This window comes from Flagellimonas pelagia (assembly GCF_003584135.1).
Lineage (GTDB): Bacteria > Bacteroidota > Bacteroidia > Flavobacteriales > Flavobacteriaceae > Flagellimonas > Flagellimonas pelagia.
In genome coordinates this window covers 84,474-97,057 of the sequence record NZ_QXFI01000006.1, presented here as the reverse complement: position 1 = coordinate 97,057, position 12,584 = coordinate 84,474, and the positions used below count along the sequence as shown (strand labels likewise).

7 protein-coding genes are annotated in these 12,584 nt (G+C 40.6%); 5 read left to right on the top strand and 2 right to left on the bottom strand.

Annotated elements, in window-relative coordinates; translation table 11 throughout:
- Positions 1–23: 23 nt before the first annotated feature.
- Both D2V05_RS00760 and D2V05_RS00755 read right to left on the bottom strand, forming a co-directional pair.
- Positions 24–1,535, bottom strand: coding sequence for a RagB/SusD family nutrient uptake outer membrane protein (locus tag D2V05_RS00760; protein WP_119645723.1), 1,512 nt, complete (start codon positions 1,533–1,535; stop codon positions 24–26).
- A 10-nt stretch (positions 1,536–1,545) separates the two neighbouring features.
- The gene (locus D2V05_RS00755; RefSeq protein ID WP_119645722.1) at positions 1,546–4,668 is read right to left on the bottom strand and encodes a SusC/RagA family TonB-linked outer membrane protein; all 3,123 of its coding nucleotides are present in this window, start codon (positions 4,666–4,668) and stop codon (positions 1,546–1,548) included.
- Between the two features lie 404 nt (positions 4,669–5,072).
- On the opposite strand from D2V05_RS00755, the gene D2V05_RS00750 reads away from it, so the two are divergent.
- The 5 genes from D2V05_RS00750 (at position 5,073) to D2V05_RS00730 (ending at position 12,493) form a co-directional block, all read left to right on the top strand.
- Positions 5,073–7,883: a triple tyrosine motif-containing protein gene (locus D2V05_RS00750; protein WP_235855350.1), complete on the top strand. Its 2,811-nt coding sequence runs from the start codon at positions 5,073–5,075 to the stop codon at positions 7,881–7,883.
- A 100-nt stretch (positions 7,884–7,983) separates the two neighbouring features.
- Entirely contained in the window at positions 7,984–9,081 is a 1,098-nt protein-coding gene (locus D2V05_RS00745) for a helix-turn-helix domain-containing protein (RefSeq protein ID WP_119645721.1), read from the top strand.
- Between the two features lie 70 nt (positions 9,082–9,151).
- Complete coding sequence (locus D2V05_RS00740) at positions 9,152–10,828, top strand: serine hydrolase domain-containing protein (protein ID WP_119645720.1); 1,677 nt, start codon at positions 9,152–9,154, stop codon at positions 10,826–10,828.
- Positions 10,829–10,907: 79 nt separating this feature from the next.
- Positions 10,908–11,726 (top strand): formylglycine-generating enzyme family protein, encoded by an 819-nt coding sequence (locus D2V05_RS00735; protein WP_119645719.1) that lies wholly within the window; start codon positions 10,908–10,910, stop codon positions 11,724–11,726.
- A 170-nt stretch (positions 11,727–11,896) separates the two neighbouring features.
- Entirely contained in the window at positions 11,897–12,493 is a 597-nt protein-coding gene (locus D2V05_RS00730; protein ID WP_147378200.1) for a hypothetical protein, read from the top strand.
- The last annotated feature ends 91 nt before the right edge of the window (positions 12,494–12,584 follow it).

Here is a 12,584-nt window from a genome sequence, read left to right as displayed (position 1 = left end):
ACAAATCTATTTTTCATCGTTTATCAATAGTTAGGATTTTGGACAATCAAAGTATTCTCCATTTCTCGTAATGGTATGGGCAGCACTTCATTTTTTCCTGCTGTAAACCCTTTGTTGGCAAGAGCTGTGGCAGCATTTCCGGTCCTTATCAAATCAAACCATCTATGTCCTTCTCCCGCCAATTCCAAACGGCGTTCGTTCCATATGGCCTGGGTCGATACCGGAACGGAGGGCAATCCAACCCGTGCCCTTACGGCATCCAACAAGGCTTGCGCCCTTGCACCAGAGCCTCCCAAGGCCTCGGCCTCAAGCAAGTAGGTATCCGCCAAACGAATCATATAAACGTGTTGTTGGTAATTGAGTTCCTTAACGCCGCCCCCTGTTGTGGCATCGCTGTTCAAGGGCATGAACTTCCTTAGATAGTAACCCGTGTCCTGATCCCCGTGTAGGTATTCAATTTCGTCCGCCTCTTCATACGCTTTCAAATCAGCAACGGTTGCATCGAACCTAGGGTCGTCCTTGATCAAATCGTAAAAGCTTTGGGTAAACACATTGAAACTCCAACCCGGCGCAAAATCAGGCGCAGTTGACCCTGAGCTTCTTACATAGCTACGCGGCCCTACCATGATGTTGATACTGTTGCCTTCATCGGCACCAGAACCCCAAAATCCCCAATCCGCATTACTTTGGTTGGTATTGGTCGTTTCCAATATGGATTCCGAGTTGAACGTGTTTTGAAAATCCCACAGGTCGGCAAAATTATCCAACAACCTGTATCCATATTTGCTGGTTCCCCCTGGTGTTCCATTCACCTCGGCAAGCTCATCAGCCGCCTGGGCATTTTTTCCATCATAAAGGTACACCTTGCCCAATAGAGCCTGAACAGCACCTTTGCTAAAACGGCCTGCTTCCGTGGTAAGATTTACCATATCCGGCAAGCTGTTCTTCGCATCTTCCAAATCGGTTTCTATTTGGGCATATACCGCTTCCTTGGATGCTTGCTCCACATTGTAGATATCTGCAGTGGGAAGGGGATCGACAATCAATGGTATATTCCCGAACATACGCACCAATTGAAAATAAAAATAGCCCCGCAAAGCCTTAGCTTCAGCCGTGAACCTTGCCCTGTTCGCATCTCCCATTGGAATATCGGGGAGTTTGGAAAGGAGCACATTGGCCCTAAAGATTCCTTGGTAATAATCTCCCCAATAACTTGCAGGAATAGTAGAGGCTGTAATCGAATAATTGGAGAACGCATGGATCCCGGCACCATCATCTGGACCTCCCCCACCTGCATAGTGATCATCTGAACCTGCGTTCATCATGGTCACCATATTTTCAAATCCCCGGGATTCTTTCCCCAAAACATCATAGATGGCGATCAAACCGGAATAGGCCTGGGTTTCATTACTATAATAATTTTCTTCCAAATAGGTCCCTTTGGGCTCCACATCCAAATACTCTTTGCTACAAGAGGTAAATGCCAGAACCATTATTGAACCAAAAACCAAATAATTAATGTTTCTCAGTTTCATGATATTTTTTTTAGAATTGTAAATTAACGCCCAACATTCCCGATCTGGCCTGTGGATAATATCCTCTGTCTATTCCCAGCACATCTCCACCTATTTCAGGATCAAAGCCAGTGTATCGAGTGAAGGTTATCAGATTCTCACCTGTGATGTACAGCCTTAATTTTGATATCCCCACTTTCTCCATTACATCCTGCGGGAAGGTATATCCAAATTGGATGGTCTTGAACCTTAGGTAATCCCCATCTTCCAAATAGAAATCCGAGGGGTTCGTAAAGTTTTTATTGGTATCGTTGGTGGTAAGTCTCGGGAACGAGTTGGAGGTTCCTTCCCCTGTCCATCTTCCCAATGCAGAGGTCTGATAGTTTGCACTTCCAATGTCCAATCTGCGCAAGGCCTGAAAGATCTTGTTCCCTGCAGCACCTTGGGCAAATACCAAAAGATCAAAGCTTTTATAATTCAGGTTAAGGTTAATACCAAAAGTGACCTTAGGAATGGAGCTTCCCAAGAAATCCCTGTCGCTATCTGTAATGGTCCCATCCCCATCGACATCTTTCCATTTAAAATCACCTGGCTTAGCATTGGGCTGCATAGGTACCCCTTCACCATTGGCATAAGCATCTATTTCCGCTTGATTTTGGAAAATACCATCGGTCACAAAGCCGTAAAAGGAGTTTACGGGTTGTCCTACCTGTGTACGGGTAATGGGGAAAGTACTGGCCTGAACGGTTGTACCTCCTGATAAAAAGTCCACCCCGGCACCCAAGAAGGTTACTTCATTGTCCACTGTGGAAACGTTTCCACTCAATGAAAATCCAAAATCACCAAAATCCTTATTATAGGACATTCCCAAGTCTATCCCCCTGTTTTCCATATCGGCCACATTACCAGCAGGACTTCCTGTGGCCCCAACGTAACCTGGTAGTGGAACATCCCTTAAAATACCTGTTGTTTTTTTCAGATACCAATCGAATGTGAGACTAAGCCCATGGAAGAATGTAGCATCGAAACCAATGTTGGTCTGGCTGGTCTCCTCCCATTTCAAGTCTGGGTTGGCAGGTGCATCGGGACTGTTACCAATGGTAACCGATCCTGAGGTTCCAACGGGATAGTTCCTCCCATCACCTATGGTGGATAAATACCTGAAATCCCCAATCTGGTCACTACCGGTAACCCCGTAGCTACCTCTAATTTTCAATTGGTTCACTATCTCGTTCTCCGGCCAGAAGTTTTCCCTGTCCGCTACCCAACCTAATGAGAAGGATGGGAACACCCCAAACTTATTATTGGAACCAAAACGACTGGAACCGTCCCTTCTAACAATACCCGTAAACAGATATTTTTCCATATAGGCATAGTTCAATCTTGCAAAAAGAGAGGTTACTTTATGGATAACCCCTGTAGAGGCATTTGCATTGATTTGCTCGGTAGGAATATCAAAATTAAAAGAGGCATCCTTGTAATTGTTAACCGGAATATTGTTGTAGGTAATGGACTGCCCTTCGGTGATGTTGTCCACATAAACGCCCTGTCCCAAAAGTGCGGTGAAATCGTGCTCACCTATTTCCTTGGTATAAGATGCAGTATTCTCTATATTCCACCCAAAACCCTTATTGGTATTTCTGGAAAGACTGTTCTGGGAGGTAACAAAGGAAGATGTTAAAAAGGCCACTGGGTTAAAGGACTGTCCCCCCCAATAGGCCAATTTACCTCCAAAGGTACTCCTTACCCTCAAATTCTTGATGGGCTCCACTTCCACATACGCATTGCCTACGAAGTTATCCGCCCAAGTATGATTGCCCAACCTAGTCCTTGTGAAGGCCAATGGGTTTGTCATTTCCTGTCCAACCAAAGTGGAAATACCATACGGATAGCCATTGGGTGCCAAGATCAGGTCTGGCCTTAAGCTACCGGTATCATCCACATAGGGAACACCACTGAGAACAGCAGGGTCAGTTTCTATATCGGGGGTAATGGGATCCAGGTTGACCGCAGAGGACAACGGCCCCCCGTAAAAGGTATTGCCATCAATGGCCGCATTTTTTTCATTGGAATATCCAAAGGTTTGGCCAAATCTTATATAGTCGTTAATCTTGTGGGTCGAATTCAAGCGGAAGTTCTTCCTCATGTAATGGGAAATATCAGAAACTACAATACCCTCTTGATCCAAATATCCAAAAGAGGCATAAAAAGTAGACTTTTCATTACCACCGCTTATACTGATTTCATGGTTTTCGCGTTTGGCGCTATTGTTAAAAATAAGTTCTTGCCAATCCGTTCCCTTTCCATAAGATTCTGGATTTGGGAAAAGTATGCCCCCGCCTCCAGCAACAGATGCTTCGTTCCTCAACGATGCATACTGTGTTGCATTGAGCAGATCCAGCTTTCTTGCCGGTGCCGACATACCCGTGTAGCCACTGTAATTGACACTCAATTTACCAGATTTACCGCTCTTAGTGGTAACCAAAATTACCCCGGCGGCAGCTCGCGATCCATAAATAGCCGCAGAAGCTGCATCTTTTAATACCTCAATGGAGGCAATATCGGACTGGTTAAGGTAACCTATACCTCCGGCATCTACGATTACCCCATCTACTACCCACAAAGGTTCGTTGTTATTCAAAGTCGTAACACCCCTCACCCGAATGGTAGACGAAGACCCTGGTTGCCCGGAATTGGCCGCTATGGTAATCCCTGATGCTCTACCTTGGAGGGATTGCTCTACTCTATTGATAGGCAGATCTTGTAAGTCGGATTCCTTCACCCCGGAAATAGCACCGGTCACCACACTTTTCTTTTGGGTACCGTAGCCGACCACAACAATTTCATCCAAAAGATTTACATCGGAATTCAAGGTGACCATAATCTGTGACCTGCCATTGACCGATTCTTCCACTGGCACATAACCAATGTAACTGAAAACCAAAATCCCATCAGAAGGGGCTTCAATTTCAAAATTTCCGTCAAAATCGGTAGAAGTCCCCTTATCTGTGTTTTTAATTATTACAGATGCCCCTGGGAGCGGAACACCACCTTCATCCTTGACCATGCCACGAACAGTGATGTTCTGGGCCTGTACATACATGGATAGCATTAAGGATAAAGCACACAGCACAAATGACTTAGTTAGCTTCATGTGTTTGTTAGTTTAAGTTAATTACTGTTAAAAAAATGTGCATTTGACAACGATATTAGGTATGATTTTATCAATATCACAATTGTATTCCACTACAAAAACACATCAAAACAGTAAAAAATATTTACAAAAACACATCATATAAAACTTTTAAATATTGATAATCAATATTTTAAAAATTATAAATACTTACTTTTGGCATACTCACTTTTGTAAAAAACACAACAATCCATAAATTGCTGTTCCGAGTTCATAAAAAACTTGGTATCTACTGATTTTGAAAGTCTTTTCGGATGATGGCCCTACTATTTTCATACATAAAAAGAACCTTAACCAACCGGATATATAAATCGGTCAAACTTTTACTATTATCGTTCTTTTTTACAACAATTGCCCATGGCCAGATGAAGGGAACCGGTCTTCCCAACATCAAGAACTTTACGAAGACCGAATATCAGAGTGGAACCCAGAACTGGGACATACACCAAGACTCAAATGGAAATGTATACTTTGCCAATAACAATGGTCTTCTACAGTATGATGGTTCCACTTGGCGCACCTATCGAATTCCCAACTCTACAAACATTAGATCGGTGAAGTTCGATTCCATTTCCGGGAGGATTTATGTAGGTGCTTATAATGAGTTTGGATATTTTGAGTCAGACGAGAAAGGGAATCTGGATTATGTTTCATTGATTCCCAAAATTCAGGGTGATGGATATCAATCCACCGATTTTATTTGGAAAATCCATTTGCTCAATGATGAAGTGATATTTCAATCCTTTACCGCGGCCTACATATTAAAAAATGAATCCATTACCGTAATACCGGTTGAGGGAAGGTTTCAATTTTCTTTCAAGGTAAAAGACAAGGTTTATTTCCAAGATATCACCAAAGGTATTGTTGAATACCAAAACGGGAACATGATTCCCCTGTCCGGAACCACAGCTTTGAACGGTTACGAAATATGGGGCATTTTCCCCTTGGAAACGGATAGATTACTCATTGCAACACTGGAGGCCGGACTTTTTGTCTATGATGGTCGCCATGTCTTGCCCTGGGATACCGAAGCCAATGAATTCATTAAAAAGAACAGCTCCCTAGGTGGGGTCATGATCAATGCCAATGACATCGTGTTGAATTCCGTTTTGGGAGGGATTATCATCTGCAACACAAAAGGGGAAATCATTCAACACGTGGACCTAAAAAAGGGTTTAAAAAACAATACAGTTCTGAGTTCGTTCATTGACAGTTCGAACAATCTTTGGTTGGGCCTCGATAACGGAATTTCCTATTTGAACATCAATTCCCCTTTCACCTATTTCAGTTCCAGTCTTAATTTAAGTTCCGTTTATGCCTCAACAACCCACAACGGAATCCTATACGTGGCTACTAATCAAGGGGTCTTTTACCATCGTTTACAAGGCAATTTTACAGATGACTCATTTAAACTGGTTGAAGGTACGGCAGCACAGTCATGGAACATCCAAGTGATATCCGGTGAACTTATCTGTGCCAACAACAAAGGGGCTATGATTATTAAAGAAGGGAAGGTAGATCGTATCCTGGACCATACGGGGTACTTTGGCTTCAAAAAAATTCCTGAACATCCAAATCTTTTTGTAGGTTCCAATTATGGTGGTTTTACCGTGTTTGAGATAACCCCAAATGGTTTTGCCTTTAAAAATAGGGTACAGGGATTTTATAACAGTTCAAAGGACTTTGAACTCGAATCTGGCTATCTATGGTTACTCCGAGACCAGTTTTTGTATCAGCTTGAATTCTCGGATAATCTTGAGGAATTCTCTGTAAAAAATAAGTTTGCCACGTTGGGCAGTGATGGCAATGGAGTCAGCACACTCCAAAAAATCAACAACACCTTGTACTTTGTTTCCAACAACCATTTTTACACGTACTCGAAAAACTTTGATTCTTTTAGGGAAGAGACAGGATTCAGTGAACTCTTCAAAGGAGTACCTCCCATCAACTCCATATCCCAAGATTCATACGGAAACCTTTGGTATTCCTACAACGAATCGGAATCCCTAGGTGTTCTAATGAAAGCCAGAGATGGTAGTTACACCAATGTGATGGAGCCCTTCTCCATCCTTAAAGGTAATTTTGTTTACAACTATCTGTCCGTGAATACGATTGACCCACACAATATCTTCATTGGAATGATCAACGGACTGGCTCATTATGACTCAGGATTTTCAAGTGATAACCTCACCAAACCCAAGGTTTTCATAAGAACCTTTTCTTTTGGCAACGAGACCATAGTACAGGGCAATCCACAGGAAAAATCGGCCGACCTAGAGCTATCATATGCAAACAACAATGTGAAGTTTACTTTCTCCTCTCCTGATTTCGAGAACGCGGACAACATACAATACTCCTATCAACTAGAACCTTTTGACTTGCAATGGAGCCATTGGTCCAAACAGTCGATCAAGGAATATACCAATCTCAAAGAAGGTACCTATACCATGAGGGTGAAGGAAAAAAACAACTATGGCTTGGAATCGGAACCGGCCACTTTGGTCTTCACCGTCAATCCACCTTGGTACAGGCACTTTATTGCTTATATCGGGTATTTTATGTTGGCCTGTCTAATTGTATATCTGATACGACTACAGGTAAGGGCCAAAATAAGAAAGAACCGATATTATGAGACCATCGAACAGCGAAGGTTGTACCTTGAAAAAGAGTCCAAAATTAGAATGGAACAATACCGTTTGGAAAAGAAAATACAGAAACTCAATAGGGATCGGTTAAAGACCAAAATACTCGCAAAGGACAAGGAATTGGTGAACAACTCGCTCCAAGTAGTGAAAAAGAACAAAATCTTGAGCAACATCATTCAGAAATTAAAAGAGATGGACACCGAATCCATGAATGATGAAAGTAAAGCTCAACTGAGCACCCTAAAGAAAAGCATCACGAAAGAAATCAATAGTAACAGTTGGAACGATCTTGAAAAACACATCAAGAATGTACATTTTGATTTCTTAAAAAGACTCAAGGAACAATACCCCGACATTTCCCCCAGAGAACTCGATCTTTCAACTTATTTGTTGATGAATATGTCCACCAAGGAGATCGCGGAAGTGATGAACATTTCCAATGGAGGTGTGGAGTTGGCCCGTTACAGGTTGCGAAAAAAGCTGGGGTTGGGCAGAAAAGAAAACCTGAATGGATTTTTGATGAACATATAACACATCCGTCATAAATAACAGCATTGATAATGAAGGCCAATCTTGCTTTCATCCAAAAACACCTACATTTATAAAGACCAAATAATTGTGGATAGACAGCATGAGTAGTTTGGAACTTATCGCCAGTTTGGGAAAAATCATCTTTTTTTTGATGGTGCTATTTTCATTTTTCTTGTTCACTGTCAAAAGCGAGAAGAAAATGGCCAATCGCATCTTTGCCATATTTCTGCTGGTTACCGCCTTGGATTTATCGGGACTGTTCCTCATTGGCTTTTTTATGGAGCATCCCAATTTCAGGATACTGAAAACTTCTTCCACACTCTTACAGATGCCCCTGTTCTATTTTTATGTGCTCTCGGTCTGTTACTCTGATTTCAGGATAAAACCTAAGCATTGGTTACACGGGGCGTTGTTTTTGCTTTTTGTGCTGGTCTTTAAAATCACATCCATTTCCGAGCAGAGTCTTTTCTATTTCAGTATCGTTGTAGAAGTGCAATACTTCAGCTATATCTTCGCTGTTTTTCATGCCCTAAAAAGATATAAGACCCTTTATCTGGAGAATTATTCCAATGCCGATCGTACCGGATATCAATGGTTGTTTCGAATAACCCTATTTTTCTGTTTTGCCCATGTTTTTGTATTGCTAAAAATGGGAGCTTTATTTTTGGGAAGTGAAGGCAACTTGATCCAGGTCCTGTATATTATCATCAGTCTTACGGCCTTATTCATCATTTGCTGGTTTGTTTTGACCGCTTTGTACCACCCGCAGCTTTTCACAGGCATTAAAACAGGACTTGTTCCGGTTCATTCCATCTTAAGGGAAAAAGAAACCGAGACAGAAAAGGACGACGAAACCCTTGAAGCTATCCAAAAATTGTTACACTTTATGGAAAACGAGAAGCCTTATCTGGATTTCGAGCTTACCTTGGAAAAGTTGGCTTCCCATTTGCAAATGCCCGATAGAGACCTGTCGATTTTAATCAACCATCACTTGGGCAAACACTTCTTTGATTTTATAAACGAATATCGAATAGACAAGGCCAAGGAAATCCTGGAAAATCCAGACAATAGAAAACTCACCATTTTAGAAATCATCTATCAGGTTGGTTTCAATTCGAAATCCTCCTTTTACACCGCCTTCAAGAAAATCACCCATCAAACCCCAAAAGCCTACAGAAAAGCGGCCCTCTCACAATAAACCACCACTCATACAGTACAATATTTAGTCCGACTTTCTTATTCGGACACTTTTATGAAAAACGACCTCTATGTTTGGGCCATATTCATCATTGTACATCATGAGAAAATCGATCTTACTTCTGTTTCTTTTTGGCCTATCCTTTCAAAATTTCTTGGCGCAAAAAAATTATCAAAAAGAATTTCACCAAGTTGATTCAATACTTGGTAGCCATTATGATCCAAAAAAACCAGGCATTGCGGTTGCCATCATAAAAGAGGGGAAAACCATATATAAAAATCAAATTGGCATGGCCGATCTTGAACAGGGAATTTCCATTTCCGACTCAACAGCCTTTCATATTGCATCGGTCTCCAAACAATTTACAGCTTTTTTGGCCCTTTTATTGGAGAAAGAGGGCAAGCTGTCCATGAGTGACGACATACGGAAGTACCTGCCAGAATTGAAGGATCTTCCGTTCAAAATAAATCTATACCAATTGGCCAACCATACCCATGGCCTACCTAATTTGAATGAATTGGCCCATTTGATCGGCATTGGACCTCAAGATCGAATGACACATAAAGAGGTAATAAAAATGCTGTTGAACATTAAGACGACTAATTTTAAACCGGGAGAAAAATATGAATACAATAACACAGGTCTTGCTCTACTGGCAGAAATTATAGAACGTGTTGGAGAAAAATCATTTCAGCAGGCACTAAAAGACAAAGTTTTTGAACCAGCTGGAATGATGCGGAGTAATGCTGTAGACAGTCCAGAGCTTATTGTGAAAAACAAGGCGCATTCATACAAGTTGGAACATGGGACCTACGTTAATTACCCCTTTAATTTAAAATCCAACGGTTCCACAGGGATAAGTACTACAATTAACGATATGGGTAGATGGGCATCTATGTTCCAAAACCCTGCTGAAGCCAAAGAGATTTTTCAGGAGATGCAAAAACCAACTAAACTCAATTCAGGCAAAGTGGTTCAATATGGCTTAGGGTTGGAATTCAAAAATTATAAAGGCCTGAATTTGGTTTTTCATGGAGGTGGCGATGCGGGATATCGTTCATATATTCTGCATGTTCCAAAATTTCAATTTTCAGTTGTCATCCTTGGAAACAACAATGACTTTACGCCGCTAGAAGTTGTCTACCAAATAGTGGATACATTCCTCAAAGACCATTTAAAAGAACCCTTGCCCCCCAAGAAAACACATTATACCGAAAGGGAGTTAAAATCATTTGAAGGCACTTACGAAATGTTTCCTGGAAACTATTTCAACATTATCGCCAACAAAGACACACTCTATTTCCAATCCTATGGAACCAAGGATAAAGCTCCACTTCCTATAATAGGCGATGATGAATTCCTGTTCCCCTACATCCCAACCGCTAAATTTTCGTTTTATAAAAACGGTTTCATTTTTCATATTGCCGATTTCAAATACGATTGTGAAAAGATAACCTTGGAAACGATTCGACCTAAGGAAGTAAAACTTACCGACTTTACAGGCTTATATAAAAATGAGGAATTGAATTCCATTTTTGAATTGGTCATCCAAGACGCAGTATTGATGGCAAAACATTGTTCAGATGAAGACATAGCACTCCAACCACTCACCAAGGATAGTTTTTACTCTAGAAAATCCTTTTTCGGCAAACTGGATTTTATAAGGGACATACAGGGTAGTGTCATTAAATTTAAGGTATCCGGTCAAAATTTAAAGCACATTGAATTCATCAGGATAGAAGACTAAAATTTAATTATGGCAGCTAAACATCTTTCCAATGATTCTCCCTTGAACCCATGTTATTAAACCAAACAAAAATCAAAAAATGATAAAAAAACAAACTTTACTAGTATTAGGAATTCTGGTTTTCCTTTCTTGCAAACAAAACCAGAATAAAACGGAAATCGAATGGGTCTTTGTAAAAGGCGGAACCTTTGAACAAGGTAAGAATCAAGTAATCATCAGTCCAAAAGGAGATACCATTACAGGTTTTACCAGCCCGCACCGGTTTGTGGAAATTAGCGACTTCTACATCAGTAAATATGAGATTACTGTGGAACAATTCAAAGAATTTTGTAAAAGCACCGGAAGAAGCATGCCGGAAGCACCCATTGAAAATGCTTACGGAAAAAAAGTGTTTTATCAATGGGAAGATGAAAAACCCATGTTGGCAACTTGGGATGAAGCAAACGAATTTGCCAAATGGGCTGGAGGAAGGTTACCAACGGAAGCAGAATGGGAATATGCCGCAAAAGGTGGGCGAAAAAGTAAAAACTTTACATATAGCGGGAGTAATGACCCAGTGGAAGTAGGCTGGGTCAGGGAAAACTCGGATAGTACTTTTCATAAGGTTGGACTACTCAAGCCAAACGAACTCGGTATTTATGATATGACCGGAAATATAGGGGAATGGGTTTTTGATTGGTACAATCCAGAAAAAGATAGTTTAATCAACAAAACAAACCCGCAAGGACCTCCCAAAGGCGCATATAAAATTTCCAAAGGGGTGAGTTGGTATTACGAAACACAAGATGCCAATGGAAAACCTTTGGAATATGGCATTCATATGCCAGAAGTAAGATACCAATCCCCACCTGATACACGAAATGACGGATTCGGATTTAGGATTGCAAAAAATAAGTAAAAATTTCTGCTTATAGAAACATCTTGAAAGTGATTGATTTATCTTTTCCCTAAAACTCTTTTTGTACACGTTGGCTATCCAATCAAAAAATAACATCGATCAACTTTTCTGGAACACATAATTTTTGATTAAAATTCCTAACTTATGGAACATTAGTTATCAATTCAAAAATGAGCGGAACTTGGTTAATGATCAACGATGGAAAATATTATGGAAAGCCGATGGTCATCGAATTTGAAGGGGATCAAATATTTCATTATGAAATATTGGACCAGTTAAAAGATGGATTTTTGCAAAAGAAGTTGTTATACAGCGAAAAATGGTCGGAAACTAAAAATGAAGTCATCAACGAAAATCGAATTCGATTTTTTCGGATGGGAAAAACACATACCATAATCAGTGAAAACGAATCCAAAACAGAATACACTGAATTTACCATACACTATGAGCGACTAACACCTACTTTGACCGAATTAACTGAAGAGGAAATCCAAAAGCTTCAGTTTTTTATAGAATGGAACAACGAAATACTGGATTTTAAATTCAACCAAACATTGGACAGCATAACAATACAGGAACTCAACAAAAGGCTCGGAAAAGAAGGAAGAAAGCTTGTATTGGAAAAAATAAAAGATACCTATTTTGGTACTTTGTACGATAATGGAAATAGGGTCATTTTGTTGGCAATCAAGGAAATTGACTACGATAAAGTAGTCTTATACGGTTTCCCAAAGGAACCCTATCAAGTAGTGGGTTTTGTAAAATAAATACACCCCAAAACAATGTTGTCCCCTAGCTAAAAACTAAAAAACAGTAACTTTAATTCCGCTGACAGTTATACCGGACCGTTTGCATTCA